General features: G+C 44.4%; 23 protein-coding genes. 14 read left to right on the top strand and 9 right to left on the bottom strand.

Annotation, left to right across the window (positions count from 1 at the left end):
- Positions 1-38 precede the first annotated feature (38 nt).
- Entirely contained in the window at positions 39-2,015 is a 1,977-nt protein-coding gene (locus ABR189_RS24085) for an ATP-binding protein (RefSeq protein ID WP_354663052.1), read from the bottom strand.
- Between the two features lie 267 nt (positions 2,016-2,282).
- Entirely contained in the window at positions 2,283-3,839 is a 1,557-nt protein-coding gene (locus ABR189_RS24080; RefSeq protein ID WP_354663051.1) for a sulfatase family protein, read from the bottom strand.
- A gap of 111 nt (positions 3,840-3,950) precedes the next feature.
- On the opposite strand from ABR189_RS24080, the gene ABR189_RS24075 reads away from it, so the two are divergent.
- Positions 3,951-4,208, top strand: coding sequence for a hypothetical protein (locus ABR189_RS24075; protein ID WP_354663050.1), 258 nt, complete (start codon positions 3,951-3,953; stop codon positions 4,206-4,208).
- Between the two features lie 26 nt (positions 4,209-4,234).
- On the opposite strand, the gene ABR189_RS24070 is transcribed toward ABR189_RS24075, so the two are convergent.
- A complete protein-coding gene (locus ABR189_RS24070) occupies positions 4,235-6,382 on the bottom strand; it encodes a glycoside hydrolase family 31 protein (protein WP_354663049.1) in 2,148 nt (715 codons plus the stop codon).
- A gap of 464 nt (positions 6,383-6,846) precedes the next feature.
- On the opposite strand from ABR189_RS24070, the gene ABR189_RS24065 reads away from it, so the two are divergent.
- From ABR189_RS24065 to ABR189_RS24055, 3 genes are all read left to right on the top strand, one after another.
- Positions 6,847-7,644: a hypothetical protein gene (locus ABR189_RS24065; RefSeq protein ID WP_354663048.1), complete on the top strand. Its 798-nt coding sequence runs from the start codon at positions 6,847-6,849 to the stop codon at positions 7,642-7,644.
- A 79-nt stretch (positions 7,645-7,723) separates the two neighbouring features.
- The gene (locus ABR189_RS24060; protein WP_354663047.1) at positions 7,724-8,830 is read left to right on the top strand and encodes a Fic family protein; all 1,107 of its coding nucleotides are present in this window, start codon (positions 7,724-7,726) and stop codon (positions 8,828-8,830) included.
- A gap of 197 nt (positions 8,831-9,027) precedes the next feature.
- Positions 9,028-9,852, top strand: coding sequence for an SGNH/GDSL hydrolase family protein (locus ABR189_RS24055; RefSeq protein ID WP_354663046.1), 825 nt, complete (start codon positions 9,028-9,030; stop codon positions 9,850-9,852).
- Positions 9,853-9,876: 24 nt separating this feature from the next.
- Here ABR189_RS24055 and ABR189_RS24050 read toward each other — a convergent pair whose 3' ends face one another.
- Positions 9,877-10,605, bottom strand: coding sequence for a hypothetical protein (locus tag ABR189_RS24050; RefSeq protein ID WP_354663045.1), 729 nt, complete (start codon positions 10,603-10,605; stop codon positions 9,877-9,879).
- 161 nt (positions 10,606-10,766) lie between these two features.
- On the opposite strand from ABR189_RS24050, the gene ABR189_RS24045 reads away from it, so the two are divergent.
- Positions 10,767-11,288: a class I SAM-dependent methyltransferase gene (locus ABR189_RS24045; protein WP_354663044.1), complete on the top strand. Its 522-nt coding sequence runs from the start codon at positions 10,767-10,769 to the stop codon at positions 11,286-11,288.
- Positions 11,289-11,296: 8 nt separating this feature from the next.
- On the opposite strand, the gene ABR189_RS24040 is transcribed toward ABR189_RS24045, so the two are convergent.
- Positions 11,297-11,998, bottom strand: coding sequence for a siderophore-interacting protein (locus tag ABR189_RS24040; protein ID WP_354663043.1), 702 nt, complete (start codon positions 11,996-11,998; stop codon positions 11,297-11,299).
- 387 nt (positions 11,999-12,385) lie between these two features.
- Here ABR189_RS24040 and ABR189_RS24035 point away from each other — a divergent pair, with 387 nt between their 5' ends.
- The 5 genes from ABR189_RS24035 to ABR189_RS24015 all read left to right on the top strand — a co-directional run bounded on the left by ABR189_RS24035 (position 12,386) and on the right by ABR189_RS24015 (position 16,888).
- A complete protein-coding gene (locus tag ABR189_RS24035; protein ID WP_354663042.1) occupies positions 12,386-12,904 on the top strand; it encodes a hypothetical protein in 519 nt (172 codons plus the stop codon).
- A 226-nt stretch (positions 12,905-13,130) separates the two neighbouring features.
- Positions 13,131-13,484: a Bor/Iss family lipoprotein gene (locus ABR189_RS24030; RefSeq protein WP_354663041.1), complete on the top strand. Its 354-nt coding sequence runs from the start codon at positions 13,131-13,133 to the stop codon at positions 13,482-13,484.
- 41 nt (positions 13,485-13,525) lie between these two features.
- Positions 13,526-15,046 carry an FAD-binding protein gene (locus tag ABR189_RS24025; RefSeq protein WP_354663040.1) on the top strand — a complete coding sequence of 507 codons (1,521 nt, stop codon included), beginning with the start codon at positions 13,526-13,528 and terminating at the stop codon, positions 15,044-15,046.
- Positions 15,047-15,157: 111 nt separating this feature from the next.
- Entirely contained in the window at positions 15,158-15,772 is a 615-nt protein-coding gene (locus ABR189_RS24020; RefSeq protein WP_354663039.1) for an ABC transporter ATP-binding protein, read from the top strand.
- Positions 15,773-16,888, top strand: coding sequence for a hypothetical protein (locus ABR189_RS24015; RefSeq protein WP_354663038.1), 1,116 nt, complete (start codon positions 15,773-15,775; stop codon positions 16,886-16,888).
- A 41-nt stretch (positions 16,889-16,929) separates the two neighbouring features.
- On the opposite strand, the gene ABR189_RS24010 is transcribed toward ABR189_RS24015, so the two are convergent.
- The 4 genes from ABR189_RS24010 to ABR189_RS23995 all read right to left on the bottom strand — a co-directional run bounded on the left by ABR189_RS24010 (position 16,930) and on the right by ABR189_RS23995 (position 20,563).
- Positions 16,930-17,820 carry an alkaline phosphatase family protein gene (locus ABR189_RS24010; protein ID WP_354663037.1) on the bottom strand — a complete coding sequence of 297 codons (891 nt, stop codon included), beginning with the start codon at positions 17,818-17,820 and terminating at the stop codon, positions 16,930-16,932.
- A 127-nt stretch (positions 17,821-17,947) separates the two neighbouring features.
- Positions 17,948-18,331 (bottom strand): hypothetical protein, encoded by a 384-nt coding sequence (locus ABR189_RS24005; protein ID WP_354663036.1) that lies wholly within the window; start codon positions 18,329-18,331, stop codon positions 17,948-17,950.
- A gap of 102 nt (positions 18,332-18,433) precedes the next feature.
- A complete protein-coding gene (locus tag ABR189_RS24000; protein WP_354663035.1) occupies positions 18,434-19,090 on the bottom strand; it encodes a dihydrofolate reductase family protein in 657 nt (218 codons plus the stop codon).
- A 183-nt stretch (positions 19,091-19,273) separates the two neighbouring features.
- Entirely contained in the window at positions 19,274-20,563 is a 1,290-nt protein-coding gene (locus ABR189_RS23995) for an MFS transporter (protein ID WP_354663034.1), read from the bottom strand.
- 117 nt (positions 20,564-20,680) lie between these two features.
- Here ABR189_RS23995 and ABR189_RS23990 point away from each other — a divergent pair, with 117 nt between their 5' ends.
- The 4 genes from ABR189_RS23990 to ABR189_RS23975 all read left to right on the top strand — a co-directional run bounded on the left by ABR189_RS23990 (position 20,681) and on the right by ABR189_RS23975 (position 26,469).
- On the top strand, positions 20,681-21,934 hold the full coding sequence (locus ABR189_RS23990; protein ID WP_354663033.1) for a PQQ-dependent sugar dehydrogenase: 1,254 nt from the start codon (positions 20,681-20,683) through the stop codon (positions 21,932-21,934).
- Between the two features lie 364 nt (positions 21,935-22,298).
- Positions 22,299-24,680: an ABC transporter permease gene (locus tag ABR189_RS23985; RefSeq protein ID WP_354663032.1), complete on the top strand. Its 2,382-nt coding sequence runs from the start codon at positions 22,299-22,301 to the stop codon at positions 24,678-24,680.
- A gap of 81 nt (positions 24,681-24,761) precedes the next feature.
- Positions 24,762-25,355, top strand: a complete 594-nt coding sequence (locus tag ABR189_RS23980) for an RNA polymerase sigma factor (RefSeq protein WP_354663031.1) — start codon at positions 24,762-24,764, stop codon at positions 25,353-25,355.
- An 82-nt stretch (positions 25,356-25,437) separates the two neighbouring features.
- Positions 25,438-26,469: a FecR family protein gene (locus tag ABR189_RS23975; protein WP_354663030.1), complete on the top strand. Its 1,032-nt coding sequence runs from the start codon at positions 25,438-25,440 to the stop codon at positions 26,467-26,469.
- Positions 26,470-26,544 lie beyond the last annotated feature (75 nt).

The following is a 26,544-nucleotide window of genomic DNA, read 5'->3' as shown; positions in this document are numbered from 1 at the left end:
TCCTTTCACCACGCATCTGCCGGAGGGATCAGATTGGATTATTCCTCTACCAATACATTTTTATTACAGGCAATTCTGTGCAGCATTTCGTATAGCTTTACCGGTAAGAGCGGCTTGTCCAGGATGTCATAGATTTGCATACCGGCAAGTTTTTCCTTTACTTCCACCATAATATCCCCGGTAAAAATAACAATGTGGGTATCCGGATATTTTTCCTGGATAATTGCGGCCAGTTCATAGCCATCTATTTCCGGCATATGAAGATCTAACAGGGCAACATGATAACTGGTTTTTTCAAGCTGTGCCAATGCTTCTTTCCCACTTTGAGCACAATCAGGCACCATGCCCATGTTTTCCAGTTGTTTTCTGATGATCATCAGATTCACCAGATTGTCTTCCACGTACAAAATAGTAAGCCCTTTTAACTTCTTCTCCATACTTGTTGTGTTAGGGATATTCATAAGGAAACCAGGCAGGTTGCTGCCCTTTACATATTCAAAGCTGATATCAAAATAAAACTCCGCCCCCATGCCTGCGGCACTTTCCAGCGCGATGCTACTGCCATGAAGCGCCACCAGTTCCTGCGTGATGGTAAGCCCCAATCCCGTTCCGGTTTGTTTGTAACTGGTTGTCTGATGCCCTTGCATGAAACTTTCAAAAACCGTTTCATGAAATTCGCTGGAGATCCCTATTCCCGAATCCTTTACGGAAAAGTGAATCGTAGCCCGGTCATTTTGTAATGCTACTAACCGGAGTGCAATAGTGACCTCTCCGTTTTCGGTAAACTTAACCGCATTGCTGACCAGGTTATTTAAGATCTGAGCAAGCCTGATCGGATCTGCCAGCAGCTTTCGGGGAATATTGTTGTCAATAATGCAATTGATATTCACCCCTTTCGTGGCGGCGATAGATTTAAACTGATTCCTGATATTATGAATCAACTCAAAAATATTTATCTCTGTTTGTACCAGCGCTACCTTCCCGCTTTCTATTTTAGCCAGGTCAAGGATATCATTAATCAAATTCAGCAGGTGATCAGCAGAAAAGCTCAGTCCATTGATATATTCTTCATACTCCCGGCCGGCACTGTAGTCCAGCTTCAACAGGTTGGCAATGCCTATAATACCATTGAGCGGTGTTCTGATCTCATGGCTCATTTCAGATAGAAAATCAGCTTTGGCCCTCGCAGCTTTTTCTGCCACATCTTTGGCACGGATCAATTCAAGTTCCCCTTCTTTTTTCCCGGTGATATCCATTGCCGCCCCATGAATTGATACCACCCTGTTTTCTTTTATAACAGGTATGCCAATTATTCTGGCCCATCTTTTTTCTCCGCTGGAAGTATGTATCTGAAATTCAAATTCATAGGGTTGTCCATATTCAATAGCAGCTTTCATTTTTTCTTCCATCACCGGCAGATATTCTGCGGTGCAAAGCCCCATAATATTATCATAGCTCAGTTTAAAATCAGCACTCACATCGTTAATCAGGTATACCTGCTTGGTCCAGAATATTTCACCAGTCAGCACATTAAATTCCCACCCCCCGGTTTTGCTCAATTGCTGGCTTACTTCCAATAAGCGGTTACTTTGTTCCAGCTTGTTAATGGTTTCCTGCAACATTTGTTCCCGCAGCTGGTGTGCGGTAATGTCTTCCACAAAACCAATATAATACAGGGCATTCCCCACAGCATCAAAAATAAATTTGCAGTTTACTTTTACCCAACGAATCCCTTTCAATGGATTTTTAATCCTGTACACTAATCCAAAAACTTCCTTATTGTTGGCAATCCCTTCCGCCAGTGTGCGCTCAATCAGAGGCATATCTGCTTCGTAAATTAATCTCATCCACCCATCCCCCATTGATTCTGCTGTTGTAACACCTGATATATGTTCCCATTGCTTATTAGCGAATATGATATGGCCTTTAAGATCTGCCTGAAAAGCACCAAGCGGGCTTATTTCAAAAATGGTCTGGAGCAGTTTGGCATTTGTTTCATCAGTGGTGGTATTCATAAAAAATGGTTTATATCAGCGTTGGGGAACAGCTAACGGATTATTTCAAAAGAACATGGTCAGTTATTCCACCCCAACAATCAAAGTACAGTAGGTCTTTCGTGAATCAACAAGCAATCTTATAACAAAATAACGATTATTACCCTAATTTCCAGCGCTGCCGGTCATAATAATTACCTAATCATTTACCATGCCGTAATACCATTATAGCAGGCATTTTTGAGGGACCACCTTAACATGGTCCCTCCCCTTTCCTGCATCCGTGATTTATTGCTGGTTTTCTTCCAGTATGCGTAAAGCGTCCTTGTCTTTATACTGCTGCATCAATGCTTTTAACCGCGCTTTCAGCGTGGCTGTTAAAGCAGTGGTGGCAGGTGTACCATACAGGTTATGCACCTGTCCGGGATCTTTTTGCAGATCATACAGTTCCCAGGTATTGATCTTCCCATAAAAATGTACCAGGGTATACCTTTCCGTGCGGATACCAAAATGAGGGTGCACATGGTGCGGCTGAGGAAATTCGTAGTAATGATAGTAGGCATCTTTTCTCCAGGCCGTTTTGCTGCCCTTATTTTGCAACAGGGGCATAAAAGATTCACCCTGTATATCTTCCGGCACCTTTACCCCCGCCATATTCAGGAAGGTAGGCGCCCAATCAATATTCAGCATCAGCTGGGGGATGGTGGTGCCTGGTTTTACCACGCCCGGATAACGTATGATAAAAGGCGTGCGTAAGGATTCTTCATAGATAAATCTTTTATCGAACCATCCGTGCTCTCCCATATAAAAACCCTGGTCGGAAGCATAGACCACCACAGTATTCTCGGATAATCCGTTTTTATCCAGGTAATCGAGCAGCTGGCCGATATTTCTATCGAGCGATCTGGCAGTAGCCAGGTAATCTTTCAGGTAACGCTGGTATTTCCATTGTACCAGTGCCGGCCCGCTTAGTTTTTTCTCATCAAATTCCCTGCTCACCTTACCCTCATAATAGGCTTCAAACACTTTGCGCTGTTCCGGTGTAAAGCGGCCATAGATCCCTTTTTCGTAGTTGGCATGTACCTTCAGATCTTCCTTCAGGCGCATGGTTTTATCAATGGTCATGTCCTGGTCCATTGCTGCTGCGCGGCCCTGGTATGTATCATTAAAAGTAACAGGCAAAGGAAAGGTACGGTCATCATAAGCACCCAGATCTTGCAGATCGGGCAACCATTCCCGGTGAGTGGCTTTTTCTCCTATCACCATAAAAAACGGTTTAGTCGTATCGCGGTTGTTCAGCCAGTTTTCTGATAACTGCGTAATGATGTTGGTCACATAACCCTCCATGCGGGTAGTATCACCGGGGCCGATCAGATCGGGGTTATAATAAGTACCCTGCGAGTTGAGAATACGCCAATAGTCAAATCCCTGTGGCAGACTGCCCAGGTGCCATTTCCCGATCCAGGCAGTCTGATATCCATTTTCCTGCAGGATACGGGGAAAGAGTTGCTGACTTACATCAAAGCGTTTTTCATTGAGGGTATATCCGTTGATATGGCTATATTTTCCGGTAAGCAGGGTAGCCCGGCTGGGCCCACAGATGGAATTGGTGACCAGGGCGTTTCTGAAAATGGCCCCCTGCCTTGCGATACGGTCAATATTAGGTGTTTTCACCAGCTTACTGCCATATGCGCTAATGGTTTGATAGGCATGATCATCAGAAAAGATAAAAATGATGTTGGGGCGCTTACCACCAGGTGCTGTTACCTGAGCAACCGCGTGGGCAGCATTGATCAGCAATATCCCTGTCAGAATCCAACCAAAAGAGCGTAGACATGTTTTCATACCATTCATTTTATTGCAGTTAAAGTAATTGAAAGTAAGCGAGGGAAACATCACATGCATTCTGTTATATTTATCGTTACTTTGCTATATCAATTAATAATCATTTTAGTTATGAGTACAATTCCCAGGTTTTTAGCGTGCGATAATTTTATGGAAGACGAAGACACCGAATACGTTTTCCATACACAGGCCCCCCGTTTCCTGGCCAGATGGGATGACGAAAAAGAGGCGTTCGACATTGCAGAAGAGTATGATGATATTCATGCACACTTTAATAACAACGAAGCCAAAATACTGGCATTAATGCAGGAAATGGTGCAATGGTTCAGCGATTATGATGCCTGGCTGGAAGTGGATGAAGAAGAGTAGTCCATGCCGGTCATCACAACCATTGACTATTGCATGAACACCCATTTGATATTTGCATACTGCTGCTGCAGCTTCAGAGGATTGCGAACCTGTACTGTTCCTTTCCAGCGGCCATGCCGGTCTTTAGCTGCAGTCAGCAGGTAAGTGGTATACTTCCCCTGCTGATAGTCAAATGTTTCTCCATCATCATCATACACCTGGCTGCTTCCTGGCAACTCACCATAATGACGCACTTCCAGGGGTAACACGCCATTCCCCGTTGCCCGCATTACCGGCGGGATCATGGGAATAATACCACCATCCTTTACAAATACGGGAATCTTATCCAGGCCGGGAGCCACTTCTATCACCTCTCCCGCACCGGCATACTTACCTGTATAAAAATCGTACCATTTCCCTTGGGGCAGAATCACCGTCCGCTTTACTTCGCCCGCAAACATTGGTGCTACCAGCAGGTAATCACCCAGCATAAACTGGTTTCCCACATCTTTTCTTACCGCCATTTCATACGGATTGTCCGTAGCATTCAACGCACCTTTTACCGCCTCATTCCGGAAAGCAAATCCATCTACCAGGTTCATTGCCCGCACCGGAGGTTTGCCTTCAAAATAATACTGTGCAAAAGTGGAATACAGGTAAGGCAGTAAACGCATCCTTAGCACCGCCACTTCATTCACCTGTTTTTCCACTTCCGGATAGCTCCAGGGTTTAGTACCATCCGCCCAGGCATTCAGCATGGCCATAGGAGAAAAACATACCGATTGCATCCGGCGCAGCCATTCCTCTGCTGTTTTGGAAGCGCGCACTTCCGGTGTCCACAGCACCCCGATAAAACTACTGTTGCATAGTGCGGTGATAAAATCACGATGATTGTAATAATCGTTGTAAATGACATAAGGAAAAGAAGAGGCACCTGCATTGGACGCGCGGATCAATCCATATGTCCTTTTATTCTTTTCCTTAAACCAGGCGGTCGTCATACGCTGTAGCAACAGGCCATATACCTGCCGCATCTGTTCGGCAGCAGTGCCTGAAGGGAAGGTTGCAACATCCGGCCACAGCCAGAAATCATACCCATCTACCTCATCAATTTTATACCCCGAAACACCAATATCGAGATGTGTTTTGGTGAACAGGTTTTTATAAATCTGCTCCGCGGCAGGAAGGGTAAAATCGGGTACCAGCCCATTCCATACGGTATGGGATCCTGACAGTGGTTTTACCGCCGGATACAGCGAAGAAGCAGGTGACAGGTAGGGATTTAACCACAGGTTCAAACGGATACCTTTGTCCAGCATCTCTTTAGTAAAGGCAGCAGGATCGGGATAACGTCTTTTATCCCATTCAAAAGTGCAGGGATACGCCTTTGTTTGCCATCCGGGTTCCAGTCCTATGAAGTCCAGCGGGAACCGGTGTGTTTCAAAAGCAGCCACTTCATTCCGTATATCCGCAGCGGTCGAGAGGGTAGGCATACGTTCTGTAAATCCCAATCCCCATTTGGGTGGTAATACCCCACCGCCATTAAACAGGTTGTAACGCTGTACCACTTCCATCGGGGTATTTCCGGCAAATACATATATTTCTGTACCCGGTGCTGGTACTAACATTTCTACTGCGTCGGAATAGGGTTGAGGATTCCAGGAAGGGTCCGTATTCCGGTCCTGAGGCATGGCAGGCGTTTTGCTATCCACCCGTACACCGGTACCCGCATATACGGTAATATAGCGTGCGCTGTTGATCAATACCCCATATCCCTTATCCGAAACATAAAAGGGTACCGGAGCATGTGTACGGCCATTATCTGTTTCTCCGTAATGATCTACATGGAGGTTTAATATCCGGCCACGCTGATTCACTGTCTGGAAGTGCAGCCCCAGACCATACAATTGTTCTTCCTGCTGTAATGGAAAGCGGAGGTATATTTTCCCCTCCTGAATAGCGGCATAACAATCTTCTTTCGGCAACGGGAAATTACGTGCGCCCAATTGTTGCAATGCTTCCTGTCTGGGTTGCGCCCCGGCAGCCTTCAGCAAATTCACATTTTCCGGCTGGCCGATAGTCGCCTTCCATATCCCCGCAGCCACCTCCTGCCATTGCAAGGGTACCGATTGTGCCCGAACAGTAGCAGCCGATAAAAAAAACAATATGCAGTAGAAGAAACCTGCTTTTTTCATAGCCTTTGATGGTTTAAAATGATGGGGATGAAAAGCGGTCCTTACTTAGGGTATGATTTACTCTTTCCAGGAATATAAGGTCCTTATTTTTTATATGATGTAATTTAAGCTACCAGCCTCATATCCTTTTGTAATTAATTCTCCTTTATCAATGTTATTTTCTCTGCGGGAGGAGGTGATGGGAAAATGCGGAGGAAAGGGCTGGTATTTCAACTGCATATACGTCAACAAGCCTCCCGCGCGCAATCCCGATTTACTCCGGAGTTAGACCAGCCATGGTGTAGTGTTTCCTTAGGGATGTTCCACATATGTTCCACTGTTGTCCCACTTATGTCCCACTGTTGTTCCACCCTAAAAAGCAGTGGAACATCTATGAAACATTTCTTGTGCATGGGTCTGTTGATCTCGAGGATTTTACTTATATTGAATAAGTAAACATTATTAATTTATTAAACCAACCAAAGATGGCTATTTTAAAGAATAGTATCCAGTTTACTGGAAAGCTAAACGATCTTTCCGCCTACACGTTGAAAGGCTCTGACAAGATCATCCTGCGGACTAAAGGCGGCCCTACAAGAAAACAGGTCAAAAAATCTCCTGCCTATCATAATACCAGGCTGAATAATTCAGAATTTGGAGGTAGTGCTAATGGTGCCAAACACATCAGGATGGCCATATATCCGGTAAAGCATCTTGCAGATTATAATTTTACGGGCCCCCTTATTGCCTTATGTGGTGCTATTCAGAAAATGGATCCGGTAAACAAATGGGGAGAACGGTCCGTCTTGTTTTCGAAGCATTCCCATATATTGGCCGGCTTTCAGCTGAACCGGCAAAATCCGCTGGACAGTGTTATCAGGCATCCGCTGCGCACCACGATAGATCGCGCTACCGGTACTGCCACCGTACAAATACCTGACCTGTACCAAAACCTGAACCTGTTCCTTCCGTGGGAAGCTCCCTGCTTCCGGCTGATTGCAAGCCTGGGCGTGGTGGCCGACAGGATCTATAACGGTCAGGACTATAAAGACGCTGCTACCACAACCAGTTTTCACACCCAGACCTTTTACACACCCTGGCAGCATACCCAACAGTCTTTTACCGCAACTACCATTACCCTGCAGCTGGATCATCCAACCGCACTGCAGGATCATCATACTCTGATACTCTCTTCTGGTATTGAAATGGGGATGCCGGTGTCTGATGGTTTGATCAACCGGATACGCCATACCGGTAGTGCCAAGATTATAGCAGTAGGGTGAGCGGAAGATGATATCTTTGTCATGTAAAAAAAAATGGAATATATTTACATGACAAACACCTCATGCTAAATGTTTTTACATGACAAAAAAAACAAGCAACACTTTTGTCAGTGCTGAAAAACCTTTCAATCATCTTCCTCTCTTACCACCAGCAAGGGAAAAAATTGAAACATTAAACGTGTTAAGGCAACTTGTACATTCATCTGTAGCTTTAGCAGAATTAAAAGGGCTTGCTAATACTTTACCTAATCCACATATTCTTCTCAATGCAGTAATTTTAAAAGAAGCCAAAGCAAGCTCTGAAATTGAAAATGTAATTACCACACAAGACAAATTATATCAGGCCCTTTCAGCCAAAGGAATTGAAATAGATGTGGCAACCAAAGAAGTACTGCGTTATCGGGAGGCAGTACTATTTGGATTTCATTTAATTGAGAAGAAAGAATTCATAAATACAAATGCTATCATTTCAATTCAAAAGATCCTAGAAGAAAGTAATGCGGGAATACGCAAATTACCAGGTACTGCATTACGCAATGCATCAACTGGACAAGTCATCTATACTCCACCGGATAATCACGAAAGCATCCTAAGGCTAATGAAAAATTTGGAGGAATATCTTAATGAGAAGGATGATCTATCTCCTTTGGTAAAATTAGCTGTCCAGCACTATCAATTTGAAAGTATTCATCCCTTCTATGATGGAAATGGGCGAACAGGTCGGATCATTAACGTATTGTACCTGGTTCTGCATGGGTTGCTAGCAAGTCCGATATTGTATTTAAGTGCGTATATTATAGCAAATAAAGCAGCCTATTACAGGTTGCTGCAAGAAGTACGATCAACAGGCAACTGGGAAGAATGGGTACTTTATATTTTAAAAGGTATTGAACAAACTGCCAGAGAAACCATTAGCCAGATAGCCCTTATTAACAACCTATTCAAAAAAACACAAGAGAAGATAAAAACAATATCTCCAAAGTCCTATAACAAAGAATTACTTGAAATTTTGTTCGAACATCCCTATAGCAAAATAGAATATCTCACTGAGCGATTAAATATTTCACGTATCACAGCATCTAAATACCTTAAAGTTCTAGAAAAAATGGGCATTGTCGAATCAAGAAAAGTATGGAAGGAAACATTATATATTAACACCCAACTCTTTGATCTATTAAAAAAATAGGTTGAAATTAATATTCCATCAACTTAATTCAGCATCAGCAATCCACTACATGTCCTTCAAAACATGCTATTCTTAACAAAAATCTCAACTCTCCCTATTAATGCTCCCCTGAAAACAAAGCAATACCCATTTTTATTCCACAAAAAATTCCTGGATCATTATATTTACGGATATATTCTCCATAAATCCGGAAGGAAATGAAAAAACTGTTGCTGCTATTGCCGCTTATTTTTCTGCTGACTGCTTTCACTAAAAAAGATACTACCTGGCTGGCCCTGGGCGATTCCATTACTTATCTCAATGATCATCCGGACGAAACAGGCAACCGGGTCACCAAAGGATATTTAACCCAGGTAACCGATCAATTAAAATATATCCGGTATATCAATAAAGGCTATAATGGCTGGACCGCCGTAGGCATTGCGAAAGAAATTGAAAAGCTGGGCCTGCAAAAGGCAGATGTATATTCTGTTTTTCTCGGTACCAACGACTGGTGGGCAGGAATGCCACTAGGTACCATCCAGGATTACCAGAATAATACCGGCAATGGTACTTATTACGGCGCTTACCGCACCATCATTAACAAACTCCGGGAATTAAATCCACAGGCTAAAATCATCCTGATCACTCCTATGCAACGGGCCGATTTTGTATACCTGGGAGATATGAACAACAACGCCTGGGGATCTTATAAAGAGAAAAACGGACAGTCACTCGAACAGTTTGCCAACGCCGTAAAAACAATAGGCAGCCAGGAACATTTTAAAGTAGTAGACCTCTATCACACCAATAGCCTGTCCGTAAAAAACCTGGTGAAATTTAAGCGGCTGAAAGATCCTGCTACCGGTGCTTACAAAAACTACCCCTATCCCGACTTTATCAACATCCCTTTAAATACCGCCTCGGACGAATATCCTTATCCGGTAGATGCCATTGATGTTACCTATGATGGATTGCATCCATCCGATAAGGGGAATCAGATCATTGCAGGTATGCTGGTAAAGGTGATGAAGAAATTATAAGCTGCCTATTGCGCTTTGTAAGGTTCATTTCTCCTTCCTTTCCATTGCTGCCATTCGTTGCTCTAAAGCGGTATTTTTCTTATTCAGCTCAATGATATGCAAAGTCAGCTCTTCTATTTTTTGTAAGAGCTTCGCATTCATTTCTCCCAGGTCGATACCATTTTGCTGGACTTCTTTGGCAGAAGGGATATCAGGCAGGTGTTTGTTTTGCTGAATATACTTTTCCAGATCAGGTAACGCTTGCAATTGGTAGTCGTCCTGGAATACAAAATCGGCCCAGGTAGTCTGCTGGGTAACTTTCACTTTACGGGCACCAATTGTACCCTCTACTGCCAGTTTATAAGATCCGGGGCTGGAAGTACCAATCCCCACATTACCATTTCCCTTCACCACCATCCGCGGAGTTGGTGTACTACCAGTCACAAACACCAGGTCTTTATTTACTGTGCCCGCCTGTAGTATCAGATTATCGTAAGTATCAAACGGATAGGTAAGACCGTTTACACCACTACGATAGATGGTTGGCTGGGTGCCATCCACATCAAGCGTAAATGTAGTGGGATTGCCAAAAATTTTCAACTTTCCGCCTAAATTTAAAGCATGCTCAGGCAAACCAGCGAAGGGAGCCATGCCTACCCAGATGTTTTTAGTGGTAGCATTTCCATTATCTGTAACAGATTGTAAAGTTTGGATTTGTGCATTCACACATAAAGTACAAAGCATACTCAGGGTAACAAGGGATAACTTTTTCATTATTGGTAAGGGTTTTCTTTCAACAATGATAATACTTTTTTCAGGAAATATAAACACTCCATATACATACCGCCAATCCTGTATTAGCAGTTAGGAAACCAGTAAAAAGTTGCCTTTCCTGTATTATATTCGTACAAACTGTATTTATAAAATCATACCAGATGGAAATAAATGAACGGTTTACCTGGGCTGCCGGCATTATTGCACCCAAGCCCGGATCACAATTGCTGGAGATAGGCTGCGGGGCTGGCCTACTGGCGGGGTTATTAGCGGATAGGTTAAACACCGGGCATATCACGGCTATTGATAAATCCCAGCCTATGATCAAGCTGGCGGTTCAACGCAATCGGGCATATATTATGGCAGGCAAAGCCTCCTTTCAAGCGGCAGATTTTGCACAGGCAGCGCTACCGGAAAACACCTTCGATAAGGTAGTAGCTTTTAATGTTAATTTCTTCTGGAAAAAACCTGCCAAGGAGCTGCTACTGATCCAACATAGCATGAAACCTCAGGGAAAGTTGTTTGTTTTTTATCAAACACCTTATGGCATTGATATGAAATTATGCGAATTGATAAAAAAGCATTTGCAGGAACATGCTTTCCGGGTAGAAGATACCATATTGGGCAGGTTTACGGCTTCAGCAGCTTTCTGTATACTTGCAAAACCGATGACCGTCTCCTGATCACTGACCTACTTATCCGTTTTCCAGAACGGTTTTGTTTTCAGGTTTTGTGCCGGGAACCCTCTTTCCTTTTTAAAGTAATTGTGCAACATCACACTGGTATCCGGATCCCCTACAATATAGGCCATCGCCTGATCAATATCTTCCGGCAGATACAACATTACCTGACGGGTAATCACCTTTGCCGATACTGGATAAATGAGATGATAACTAAACGGAAGACTTCCATCAATATCCGGAAAAATATCTGCGGCTGCTTTTGCATAAATAAAGCTGAATATTTCTTTCTCTGCCGGAAGATGACGGTATATTTCATACAGGTGCGAAAGCGCGGTAACATCTCCAATCAGCAAATATTTATCTGCACTGGTATCTGCCAATAATTTCCCTCTGGGTGGTTTAAAATAAACCATCTCTCCCGGTTGTAATGTTTGAATCCATGCCGCTCCTTTTCCTTTGGAGAAAGTGCAGATAGCAATGTCTGCAATTTGATTTTCACTGTCATAATTCCAGAAGGAATACTTCCGGTCTGCTACCTCCGGTTCGGTAAACGGATCGCCCAGGTACATATCCATTGTAAATCCCGGTACATATGCCATCTGTTTAAAATCATCGCCCTGAATTTTCAGGTGATAGGTATGCCGGGCAATTTGCCGGATGTCCAGGATCATTGCCTTTTGAATATCGGGTATCACTGCTGTCTGCTCCATACACTTATTATTTAGTAGTGCAAAGTTGGTAGTTATCATTTACCTGAACATTGATCTATGTCAATAAAAAACGCTGTTGTTGCTAACGCAAATACAACGCGCACCTGACAGATAACTTTGATCCTGTTGTATTGTTAACCCCAATTTTAAATCAGTTAAAAAAGTATGTTACCCTGATCCTTTAAATGAGTGCTATCCCTACCTATGGACTACACTCCCATTTCAAACAGCGTATTACATCCCTATGAGCAAATGCATGGCAATCATTGCCTTGCCATGCATTTGCCACCCTATTGAAATCACTGCGCCTGCTGCAAAGTGTTATGCAGGCTTACAATAAAGTAGTTATTAATAACGATTCTTCATTTTTTAAAACAAAAAACAATTATGATTATTGCTACCAACTCTGCCAGATTGATAAACACTACAGAAGACATCAGCGGAAAATTAAAGAGTTTATCTGCTAATCAAACCACTGAATTTCTGGCATTCAAACCCACCACTGTTTGCAGGGTTTCAGGGTATTTAACATTAGAAATAAATGGATTGGTCTACATGTATGAGGATAATATGACGTTCAATCTGGATTTAGGAATCACCATTCCGGGATCCACTACTTACACTTATCCTATTATACTTGACAGGGTACTTATGCAGGGCACGACAAACTTCACTGCAAAAGTTAACATTCCGCTGATAACGTCTCCCACCTCGGATGACAGGTATGTTTATGCGACTTCACATGTAGGTAATTTCACTGCTGTACAAAAAACATTAGGAGTCATATTTGTTGATGCAGATCAGGTGGTTACCATGGGATTTTCGTACAATATTCCAGGGGTTCCTGCTACTCCGACAAGTTCGGTTATAGTATACAACGTCATCGCTGAATACAAAGAGAACTAATCTTTTCCCTCTCTTTAAAGGCTATACTACAGTGACTCGCTATCCAGTAAAGCTGGACATATATCACGCCGGTCTGCCGGGTTAAATCCCAGCTGTTTGTATAGTTTCCCGACAAGCCGTTACCGCTGAATAACCAGCGGCAGCGGCTTGTTGCGTAAGGGCTGTTAACGGCTAAATAAATGGAAATTTTATCAGTTTTTATGGTTATTTTAGTAAAAAGAACTATATGCGTTGCCCCATCCGCTACTCCTGTGGCATGTTTGGTATTTGTTTAACCATCCTGCTACTCTTTTCCGGTTGTTATTCCTATCGTGTTGCTACACATGCGTTGCCTGTTACAGATGTGACGCCTGCCAATACCATGAAGGCCTATAGCTTGTTCTGGGGGCTGATTAACAAACCCCAGGTGATACAGACCCCCATCTGCGATTCGCTGCGGGTAAATGGTGTGGCAGAGGTAAGGGTAAGAACGAACCTGGGTAATTCCCTGCTCACTATTTGTACACTGGGGATCTATTGTCCGATAAGAATTGAATGGAAATGCGCAGCCCCCTGCCCGCTTCCGGTACAACCTTTATAACCTGTTACGCTATTCTTTTCACCCCATCATTCATCCCGTTTATGAAAATTGTTAAGAACGGTCCTTTCTCCTGGAGCAATGAGCATGACACTTTTACACAACCTGTAAAAGATCTTTATGATCTGGCCAATGAACACCTCAGCAGAACGTTTGGCACTACACTGGACATTTACAATGATACCACCAAAGGGATCCAGCAGATTATTAAAAAGGCCATACAAAGCGATACCCCGCTGCGTGCATTGGGAGGGAGCTGGTCATTTTCTCCGATAGCAGCGAGCAGTGGTATCCTGCTCAACACCAAACCGTTGAACATCCGCTTTTCCATTACTGAAAGCAGTACTGCCGCCGCATATACCGGCGAGGCATCGCGGTTATGCCTGGCACAATGTGGCAACCGGGTATGGGAGCTTAACCAATACCTGCGTGATCACGACCTGTCCCTGTCTGCCTGCGGAGCCAGCAACGGGCAAACCATTGCAGGGGCTATTGCCACAGGCACGCATGGCGGTGCTATTGATTTTGGCGCTATCCAGGAAGCGGTAGTAGGTTTGCATATTATTACCGGGCCAGACAGCCATATCTGGCTGGAACGTGCCTCCTATCCGGTAGTAGCCAGCTCTTTTGCCAGCAAACTGGGGGCTACCCTGATGCGCGATGATGATGCTTTTAATGCCGCGCTGGTAGGTATAGGCTCATTTGGATTTGTACATGGCGTGATGATAGAAGCAGAAGATGATTATCTGCTGGAATGTTATATGCGCCGCATCCCCTATGATGATGCATTGATACAATTGCTTACTTCAATGAACTTCTCTCATCCCGGCCTGCCCTTTCCGGGTGAAAGACCTTTTCATTTCCAGGTAATGCTGAATCCTTATGACATGGAGCATGGTGCCTATATGACAACGATGTATAAACGGCCTATGCGGGATTATGATCCTCCGGTAGCGGAGGGAGGAAAAGCCGGTCCGGGTGATGATGCACCCTGCTTTATCGGAAAAATTACCGGCGCAGTGCCTTCCCTTGTTCCGGTATTGGTCAACAAGATCCTCGCCAACAGCCTGGAACTGTTTGAAGCAAAGTACGGCCGCCTGGGAGAAATTTTCAGTAATACCACCCTACAGGGTAAAGTATCCAGTGCCGCGGTAGGCATACCTATCAGTGCAGTAGGAAAGGTAATGACTGCAATGCTGGAGGTCAACGAAACACACGGTCCCTTTGCAGGACTATTCGCCTTCCGCTTTGTAAAAGCTTCCAGTGCTACGCTTGCCTTTACCCGCTTTGCACCCATTACCTGTGTACTGGAATTGGATGGGGTACTATCTCCCGCTACCCAACGGTTTTACGAGGCTGCCTGGAATAAACTGGAACAACTCAACATCCCTTTTACTTTTCACTGGGGCAAGATGAGTATACTTACTCCCGAACGTTTACAACGCATGTACGGCGACAGCCTCAACAAATTCCTGACGGCAAGAAACAGCATTATAGACCCCGCTATGGTTCGTATTTTCGGTAACGACATCATGCGCCAGTGGGGAATTGATCCAGCAAGCTGATCAGTACCATCCGGGAGCATTTCTTAGAGATTTGTTAAAAAGCAGTATTCTCCATTGCGGCAGCTTCCCCACGCAACATAAAAGGGATATCTTTATTCCATGCTGCAATTGATGAACGTCACAAAGTATTACAATAAACATTTAATACTTGAAATACCGGCGCTGCTACTAAAGAATGGATTCTACTGGATCAAAGGTGCCAACGGCTCCGGTAAAACTACTTTACTGAAAATGATCGCAGGACTGATCCCCTTTGATGGTGATATTTCCTTCAATGGCATCAACCTGCGTAAACATCCGCTTGCCTACCGGCGAAGTATCAGCTGGGCAGAAGCAGAGCCTTCCTATCCTCCGTTTATGACGGGAGCAGAACTCATCGCGCTTTACCAGCGGATCAGGAAAGCTACACTCAGTGAAGTCCGTGCTTTTCTCGACCTTTTTAACATGCACGATTATGTAGATAGTGCGATTGGCACCTACTCTGCCGGTATGGTTAAAAAGCTGTCGCTCGTGCTGGCATTTATCGGCAGCCCGGCGCTCGTTATATTAGACGAACCGTTGATCACCCTGGACCCGGATGCGCTCACAAAGGTATGCACGTATATTCACGAACAACATCAGCACAGTAACACTACTTTTATCATGAGTTCGCACCAGGAACTGGATGCCCACTTATTATCATCCGGCGAAGTGCTTACCGTCAACAATAAGCAGATTTCCTCCTAAATGCACTACCCCGCCCGCATATTATTTCAATCGCTGGTAAAATCTTTTTACCGCGAAAATGCAGGCGCGCTGTTTTTTTTCTTTACCATCTTATTTTTCATTGTAGGCGATTTCCATGGGGCAGGTATCATTGAATACCATTATTCCCTGATCACCGGAATGCTGGAAAATACTTACTTCTTACTCTTTGTGTGTTTTGTCTGGCTGCTATATGCCAGGAAATGTGCTGCACATGTAACGGGGATATTATACAGGCCGGAGTACGCCTTTCTCCATATACTCAACTACCTGAACAAAGCAAAGCGATACAGCCTCTTCTTTTTCACCGCTGTTTTATTGCTCATACCGGTATTGCTCTATGCCTGCCTCATTATCATCGTTGGCTGGAAAAGGCAGTTTTATACTTCCGCAATAGGGGTAGGATTATACCTCGTGCTATTATGTGCGGCTATGGCCGCCCGCCATGTTCACCAGTTAAATAACCTGGAAAACATAACAGTCCGCCCCGTAAAAAAAGCCGGGTGGCTTACCAGACTGCTGGCCACCTATCCGGTGGTGCTACTCCGGTTTGTTGCGCATAAACAACGTTTTGTATGGCTGGGCATCAAACTATTTACCTGTGGGATCCTATATGCGATATCCCGCAATAATACCTTAACCACTTACGATTTCAGTACCGTATTTTGGTTTTTTAACTTTGGGATCATTGCCAATGGCATACTGGTGTATCGCATCCGGGAATTTGAAACCAGTTATCTGACCTTTTACCGGAGTTTAGCAGTGTCATTACCCAAAAGACTGCTGGAGTATGCGCTTGTTTATTTTGCGCTGCTGCTGCCGGAGTTTATTACATTAGGTAAACTCGTCCCTGTACACCTGCATTACAATGATGCTGCTGGTTTTGCACTCAGCAGTTTTAGTTTATTATTACTCCTGCACAGTATCACCTTTCTTCACCGTTTCAGCATGAACGCTTACCTCAGGATCGTATTGCTGATTGCTGTTATCCAGTTTATCTTTTTAATATTTTCGTCTCTTATCCTGCTATCATTGCTGTTTTTGCTGCTGGCTATCCTGCTGTTCATGTTCCGCTATTACAAATCCCACTGCCATTAAACAACATCATCTAAAGACAGTGGGACTTTTTTAGCAGCAGACTAATTCATCCATACCGACATAATCGGTTGCTCCCGGTTGGTATCCTGCACCGGTAAATCATACATTGCTTCAATGGTATGTAACACACTGTAGTGATTGATCTTTTCCTTGTACACACCCGGCTTTACACCTGCCCCTACAATGATAGTAGGGATATGGTTTACCTCTTTAAAATCATCTTCATCAAAAGTAAGGATCAGTATACTGTTATGTGTTTTAGCCCATTCCACATACGCTTCCAGTTTATCTTTCAGCCAGTGGTCGGCCCGTTGAATAGCCGCCGAATCTCCCGGCTTTCCGATGTTATGCATATCATTATCCATATCAGGTATTACGTAGGCCAGCGTTGGCAACTCGTTGAAATCTTTCGGGAAGGCAGTCATAGGCTGACTTAACTCCGCCGGGATACCATTGGGTTGTGTTCCCTGCCAGTTTACCCAGGGTGCATGTTTACGCGCATAGAGGTGAGCACCTGTTAATTCACTTCGCTGGTTATAACAATCTAAAAATCCGGGTGATGGCATCGTTTCTGCAAATCCTTTAAATGTAAATCCACCTCTGATCAAAGAAGCGGCAATATTGGGCGTGGTATAAGGGAGCGTATCTTCCAGGCATTCATCTGCAATCACCCCCTGGGTGCTACCGGAAAATATAGCCAGGTAATTGGGTTGGCTGGGATGCACCACACCATGTGCATCTGTAAACAGCGCCCCTTCTTTGGCCAGCTGATTGATGTAAGGTGCATTGGCACTACCCATCACTTCATCATAACTATGGTTTTCTTCCATCACAATGATGATATGGTCCGGGCGGGGAATACCTGGTTTCTTTTTGCAAGAAGTGATCCCACCCAATACAATAGCGCAAATAATTAAAGTCGATAATTTCATTTATTTAATACTTTATAGGAATCAATATATTTTGAACGGCTCATCCGTACCGGTAGGATACCATGAGCAATTTTCAGATACAGGAGAAGGTATCCCGTACTGCTATAAGTAGACTAAATAAATGAAATCAAATCAGGAACCGGCACAATCGCTTATAACAACTGTTCTCCGGCGATACCTGGAAAACAGTAGTGCTGTACCTGTAGTGTTGCTTGCTGAAAAGAAAGGATAAAACATGATGAGAAAACAACAGCAATATGGCAATGGGAAAACGCCGTTTTATTTTATCGTCGGGCTGCTCCGCCACCTCTCCTTCTCCCACATACTGGTGCTCATCTTTTTTGGCTACCAGCCGCTGTAACAAAGCCCCTGCTTTAGCCTGATTACCGGACAACCCCTCCAGCTGTATCACCTGCAATACACTGTATGGACGCAAAACCAGCATTACCACTCCCAACGTAAAAAAGAGGATGGCACATGTTTTACTAAATATGCTGTTTTGCTTTTCCAATATTCCGGTAACTAAGTAATCAATTGGCTTGTTACGTTCAAATTTAATAAAACCGGATTAAAGATTTTTGTATTTCTGCTAATCACCCCACTCATCATTCTTTTAATGCCCTACCCGCTTTCTTCTCTCCCGCTCTGCTGCTGAAGGATTGTCCGGCTCGAAAGCGCCTAATTTTATTTCACCTGCCGGTGCATAACTGGCGATAATAACGCCGGTGGAAGATACTTTTGAGTCCAGTAATTTCCAGTTGCCGGGTTGAGTGCCGTCTGCAAACAGACGTTTTCCTTTTCCAATGGTTATCGGGAATACCCAGAGATGCAGTATATCCACGAGTCCATGCTCCAGTAATGTTTGTACCATTTTCCCACTGCCATTGACCAACAGGTTGGGACCATCCTGGGTTTTCAGTTGCTTCAGTCCTGCTACGATATCCCCGGTGATCAGGGTGGAATTTTCCCAGGTTAGTTCCACCGGCTTACCCGAAACCACATACTTATGAATACGATTAAACTTCTCTGCAATAGGATTATTTTCTTTATATGGCCAGTAGGCTGCGAAAATATCATAGGTGAACCGGCCCAGTAAAAGGTCAAAATCCTCCTTCATCGAATCCGCCATGGTCTGCTGCGTAAGCTCATCCCCATGTGGTACGATCCATCCTCCCCATTTAAAACCATTGGACCTATCTTCTTCAAATGCTCCCGGACCCTGTATTACACCATCCAGTGTAATAAACGTAGTGACAATAATTTTCCTCATAGTAGCTGTTTTACAATTGATTGATTAAAAGGTTGCCTGCATGGCAGCCTCATTGAACAGATAATTCAAAAGTACTTTCAATGCATACAACCGGTGCTGTGTAAATGCGACTTTATAAGGGGGTAATTACGCCCACTCCTTCACGTGAGGTGATTGATGGCAGTGGGAAGGCTGTTGGAGCTGCTATGCAGTATGATGCGGCTCTTTTCCGTTCAATACAAATACCCGGTACATTACCAGTGCGCTGACCAGGATCAGTGCTATATAGCTGAACGACAGGTTTACCCCGTCTTTTGCGGGCAACAGATAGATCAGGGTATAACTCAGCATGGAAACAATGACATAACATAAACCACCGGTAAGCCCTCCGGCTATACCCGCATTTTGGGGAAACTTCTGCAAACAAAAGGTAAAATAATTATTATAGGTAAATCCGGCACCCACATGCACCATAAAGGCAAAGACCAATACCGTCCACAACTGATTAAACAGGGAAAAGGTAAGCAACAATGCCAGCGCCGCTACAAGCTGGAAGGACACATTGATATTCATTTTCCGGATAAAAGGTTTGTTGATCGTCCCCTTGCCCAGAAAACCACCTACCATCCAGGCAAACCCCAGGAGCAGAGAACAATATCCGGTAATCACCGGCGACAGATTGAAATAATGCTCAATGATAAAAGGCCCGGACATGTTATACACCATCACCATAGAATAGGCCAGTCCCAACATCCCGATACCCAATGTAAAACTGCCTGTACGGACCATCTCCACATAAATAGCAAGTATTTTTGCCGGATGAAAAGCAGTGGTATGTTTGATGGTTTCGCCACTGAAAATAAGCTCCAGCAGCAACAGGATGGCACCAAAACCTCCCAGGAAATAAAAGTTGGAACTCCATCCAAAATTCACCTCCAGGAAACCACCTATAAAAGGCGCCACTATAGGCCCGGTAGACCAGATAATAGTAAATATGCTGAGGTAATTTTTAAGCTGTTCTCCTGAATACAAATCAACAAAAAAGGCACGCTTACTCACCACCATCGCAGCAATAGTGATCCCATGCAATATGCGCATGGCGTATATGACATAGATACTCTTTGTATTGGCAATAATGACGCAGGAAATACAAAAGACCAGGATGGATACCAACGATATTTTATACCTGCCGTAGCTATCCAGCAGGCCTCCCACAAAAAGCTGGGACACACCATAGCTGATCAGGAACAAACTCAGGGTAAGCTGTGTCTGGCTGTTGGTAATTCCCAGTGCACCAGCCATACCCGGCAGCGAGGGGAGATAGATGTCTGTAGCAAAGCCGGACATCGGGATCATGGCAAAAGCAAGCAGGGTAGCTATCCAAACATTACCATCCTTTATTCTCTTCAATTTAATAGCGCCAGTAGTCATTTTTACAATTGCTGATGATTCATGGAGTGCAAAATTAGCGATTAATGATTTATTTACTGTCATGGTATTTGTCATTCCTTTCTAAGGATACCATTTTCAAATGCCCTGCTGTTCTGATTTTAGAAAAACTTAGTTTATATTTAAGCCTCCATCTTCACCTATTTAATTATAAGGAAGCATATGAATAAGTATTTAAACCCTCATTTTTTGACCGCGATCTGCATAGGAAGCGCATTGACGTTATTTTCCTGCGGACAAGGTGCTCCCAAAAGCGCTGATGCGGAAAAATCGGCTGACAGCACCGCTGCACCTGTAGAAACCAAAAAGGCGAATACAGACTATCAGCCGGCATTTGCCGGTCAGACCAGGATAGCTGGTGTAAAAACAGCTACCCCCTATGAATACAAGATGCTGGATAGCACCCTTAAATTTCCCTGGGGCGTTACCAGTTTGCCTGATGGCCGTTTGATCATCACGGAAAGAAAAGCAGGTACCATGCGGATCGTTACCCTGGAAGGAAAGGTGGGCGAAGCGATCACTGGTATCCCCGCAGTTAATCCCGAAGGACAAGGAGGTTTACTGGGTATCCGCGTAGATCCCGACTTTGGAAACAACCGGATGATCTACTGGGTATTTTCAGAAAAACGCCCGGAAGGTAATCTGACAGCTGTTGCTAAAGGAAAATTATCAGCAGATGAAAAAAAGATAGAAGGTGCTACCGTGATATACCGCGCTACACCTGCTTATAAAGGCACCTTACACTACGGTGGCAGGATCCTGATCGACAAGGACGGCAATCTGATCATCAGCACCGGAGAGCGTTCAGACCTGGAAACAAGACCACAGGCACAGGATCTCACTTCTGCCTTAGGTAAAGTGATCCGGATCACCAAAGATGGCCAGCCTGCTGCCGGCAATCCATTTGCGGGTAAAACGGATGCAAGGCCCGAACTCTATTCTTACGGTCATCGTAATGTACAGGGGCTTGCTATTAACCCTGTTACCGGCGACCTGTGGGAAACTGAATTTGGTCCAAGGGGTGGAGATGAACTCAACCGCATAGAACCAGGTAAAAACTATGGCTGGCCTATCATCACCTACGGTCTTGAATACAGCGGCCAGAAAGTAGGCGATAGCATTCAGCAGAAAGCAGGACTGGAACAACCGGTTTACTACTGGGATCCGGTGCTTTCTCCCAGCGGCATCACCTTCTATAGTGGCAGCAATATGCCGGAATGGAAAAATAACCTGTTCATCTGCGGGCTGAGCAGCATGCACATTGCACGCCTGATTATTGAAAATAATAAAGTGGTAGGAGAAGAAAGATTACTGGCTGGTGAAGAACAACGTTTCCGCGATATCACAGAAGGTAAAGACGGTGCACTATATGCTGTTACAGATATGGGCAGGCTATACCGGATTGCCAAGAAATAATATGATGCGGATGATTGTCTGACAGACAATGTATCCTATCAGGAACAGGCAGGGGCCGACCAAAAGTAACCATCTCTTTTGTGTTGGCCCCTGCTTTTTTTAAATTACAGAAAAGAAGGTATGGCCGGTGCCGCCAGGTATATCCTGCGCTTAAAACCGAACACCTCATGTCCGTATCCGGACATAATATCTTTTAAAATGAGCATCATTGAAGTATAAAAACGGCCACTGCACCGGCATCAGCGGGTATCCGGCCAAGTGGTATGATAATTGGCTTACTGGCAAATATCCGGCGTGATTTTAAAAACGCCGTTTGGCATTATAGCACCTGACAGCTTAACACTACTTAATTTAAATCTACCAGATGTTCCTGAACTACCTGAAGATAGCTTTCCGTGTTCTTTGGCGCAACAAGATTTATGTGATCCTCAACATAGCAGGTTTAGGTTTTGCCATTGCCTGCTGTATACTGGCCTACCTCAATTATAATTACAGGGCCAGCTTCAACCAAAACCATACACATACCGAACATATTTACCGGGTAAACAGTACACGGCTGGTGGATGGCAATAAGCAACCCTGGGGAGTGATACCTTTACCACTAGCACAGGCCATGCAGCAAGGACAAACAGGGATAGCGCAGATGGCCAGACTCAGCAGTGCGGCCGTTGTGGTAAAAGCCGGGGAAAATACTTTCGATGAGCATATTCACTACGCAGATAAAACCTTGTTTGATTTTTTCACCTTTCCACTCCAATCCGGTAACCTGTCCGGCTTTAGCAAACCGGATCAGGTAATCATCAGCGCAGCTTTTGCAGAGAAATACTTTCCTAAGCAAATGCCGGTAGGCCAATCGCTGACGATCATTGACCAGGAAGGAACATCCAGATTATATACGGTAGCAGCCGTAACGCAAAAGATACCCGCCAATTCAAGTATTCAGTTTGACATCATCACCTCATTTGAAAATGGATTTATTCATGGGCAGGTAGCTCCGGATGACTGGGCTAACCAGCGTCTTATTACCACATTTGTAGCATTAAAAGAGGCACAGGAGGCACGTTTTGTAACCGCCAACCTGAATGCTTATGTTGCCCCTCATAACCATAACCACACAGATTGGCCCATAGCAGGTTTTTCGCTCCAACCATTCTCAGCGCTGGCAGCTAGTTCGGATATTGACATGCCAGGATACGTATATGGTAGTCAGTTAACTCCCAACCCCCGTGGGGTGCTTGTGATTGTTCCGGCCATCATGTCACTGTTTATTCTGATTATTACCTGTTTTAATTTCACAAATATTTCCATCGCATTTTCCAGTCGCCGGTTAAAAGAAATCGGTATCCGTAAAGTAATAGGCGGTTATAAACGGCAACTGATATGGCAATTCTTAACCGAAAACATTATACTGTGTCTGTTCGCAGCTATATTGGCAATGTTATTTGTCCGCCTGCTGTTGCCAACAGTTATGCAGCTCACCAACGTTGATCTTTCGCCTGACTATGGGCAGGATGATGGTTTTTGGTTATTACTGATATTGATTCCCTTTGTGAGCGCTGTCTTTTCCGGCCTCTATCCGGCTGTATACATCAGTTCTTTTCAGCCGGTACGCATTCTTAAAGGCAAGACTTCCTTTGCAGCTTCCAACCGTTTTACACGTTTGCTGATGATCGCACAATTCAGTCTGTCGTGTTTTGCACTGGTAGTAGGCATTGCCATGTCACAGTATGCATCCTTTCAGGAAAAAGCAGATTTTGGTTATGCGATTAATGAAGTGGCAGTTGTAGCTGTTAACAGTCCGCAGGAGTACCGCGTTTTTAGCCAGGCTATCCGGCAATATCCCGGCATTAAAAGTGTAGCCGGGTGCGCGCAACAAATTGGTGGCGGTACCTACACCCTCACCGCCAAAACTGAAGATGCACAAATACAAACGCAGGTAGCTCATATCAGCGGGGAATCCTATCTTAATACCATGGGGATCCGTTTAATTCAGGGGCGTCACTTTTATACCACGGATGCAGATGCAGCTATCCTGGTCAATGAAACCTTTCTGAAACGCTTGTCATTGACGCATCCCCTGGGGCAGCGGGTAACACTGGATAGTACCAGCTACACAATTGTTGGCGTTGTGAAAGATTACAAAGAATATGGCTTGCACGATCTTGTACCTCCTTGTGTGCTGCGGATGGCTAAACCGGATGAATACAGGTTTATAGTGGTTCGGGCAGCCGAAGATAAATTATCGCAGGTCACTAAATACCTGCAGACAGCGTGGCATGAGGCAGCCCCCAATGTACCCTACCGCGGATATTTACAATCAGATGTAATTGAAAAGGAGGTCCGGATGACCCAGGCATTTAAATCTATCGCATTTTTTCTGGCAATCGTTACCTTGCTTTTGTCTGCCTCCGGCTTGTTTGCACAAATATCCCTGAACATAGACTACCGGAGCAAAGAAATAGGTATCCGCAAAGTATTGGGTGCTTCTGTACTACAAATTATAGGATTAGTAAACCGGGAATTCATCCGCATTCTCCTGATTGCATTTACGCTTGGCGCTGCTTTAGGTTACCTGTTTACAAACAGGTTTATTTTCCAGGTTATTTATAAATATCATCAGGAGGCGGGGCCGATACCCTACATAGGCACCTTCCTGATCGTACTGCTTTGTTGTAGTGCTATCATCGGAACAAAAGTATTCCGGGCTGCCAATGCCAATCCGATAAACAGATTACGGACTGAATAGCCGCATTACGCCACCTAAATATTTTTGTTTGATTCTTTCGTTTAAATAGTAATTTTGGCTGGTATCAACTAAAATCACGCGTTGCGTATTCCTACAGATAACGAAAGAGCACTGTTATCATTGATAGCAGAGGGAAACGAGCCTGCGTTCAGGGCCTTCTATGATCTTTACTGGGAAAAGTTATACAACTACCTGATGAGCATCATCAAATCCAGGGAGATTACGGAAGAGATTGTCATAGACATTTTCCTGAAATTATGGACCGGCCGGGAGTTGCTGCAAGACATCCAGCACCTGGATGGTTTTCTGCGTAAAGTGGCTTATAACAAAGCCATGGACTTTTTTAAGATCGCCAGCAGAGATGCCCAGCTGAAGCGGGTGATCGCCGATAAAATGGTAAATGAAACTGCTATTGGCGCAGATCAGCTGCTGCTGGATAATGAATCGCGGAATATCTTACATCAGGCTATTCAGCAATTATCGCCACAGCGCCGCCTTATATTTACCCTCAGCCGGGAAGAAGGCCTAACACATGATCAGATAGCCCGGCAGCTCAATCTCTCCAGGAACACCGTGCGCAATAGCATGGCAGAGGCTTTAAAAACCATCCGTCATTATCTCAGGCATAATGATATAGAGCCGCTCATCGCCCTTGGTGTGCTGTTTAAACTGTAAACCTCCCCCCTCCCTCATTTATTTTTCAATTATTTTTTTACTGCCAATAGTACTACCCCCTTATTTCAGCAGTCTTAAAGGTATGTCGTCTAATCCTATCAGGTTAAAATACCTGTTTGAGAAATATTTACAGAATACCTGCAATAAAAAGGAATTGGAAGAATTCTGGCAACTCATGTCCCAGCTTTCCGAAAATGACCTCATCAGCGGGGAAATGATGGCGCTCTGGGACAAGATGCCACCAGCCTATCAGCCTTCCCGGAAAGCAGATAAGGAAAAAATCTATGCCAGCATCTTTGAAAGAGCTGCAGCACAAGAGATCAATTACAAAATGCTGCATCAAAAGACCAGCAGACCACTGGTCAGACTATGGCAGGCAGCAGCGGTATTACTCATTTGCCTGGCATTGGGGTGGTGGCAATGGGGACGGCAGGTATCACCACCTCCTCAACAGGTAGCAGTAACTGAAAAGAAAGCACGGGTACACCAGGTGATCAGTTTGCCCGATGGCTCTACGGTAATCCTGAACAATGACAGCAAACTGGATTTTCCGCCTGTTTTTTCGGGCAACAGCCGGGATGTATACCTGACAGGAGAAGCTTACTTTGAGGTCCGCAAACAGGCTCACAAACCTTTTATTGTACACACCGGCAGGTTTGTGACTACGGTACTGGGTACCAGATTCAATATAAAAGCACAGCTGGATGATCCTGATTTTGCGGTAACCGTTACTAATGGTAAAGTCCGGGTGTCTGATGATAAAAAAGAGCTGGGCACCCTGCTTGAAAACGACCAGATGGTGGTCAGCAAAGCATCCGGGCAGGCTACACAGCAGGTGGTAAACGGCCGGGAAGTGATCGCATGGACCAGGCAGGACCTTTTCTTTAAAAACATCACCCTGGAAGCAGCTATGATGATCCTGAGCGATCATTATAATACAAAAATCCTGTTCCGCAATGATGCCTTGCAGCATTGCCGCTTTACAGGTACTTTCTTCAGCAATAACGGACTGGAACAGGTATTAAACATCATCACCGGTGTAACTGATACAGAATGGAAAAAGGAAAACGATACCATCTGGATTGAAGGAAAAGGCTGTACCGGAAACGAATAGTGTATAAACATAAAAAAGGCTACACTGACTGCAGATCAGCGTAGCCCGGCGTTTTAAACAATCAGAACTCTTTAA

The organism is Chitinophaga sp. H8 (assembly GCF_040567655.1).
Lineage (GTDB): Bacteria > Bacteroidota > Bacteroidia > Chitinophagales > Chitinophagaceae > Chitinophaga > Chitinophaga defluvii.
The sequence above is the reverse complement of the archived record's forward strand: the minus strand, read 5'-3'. Positions and strand labels throughout refer to the sequence as shown.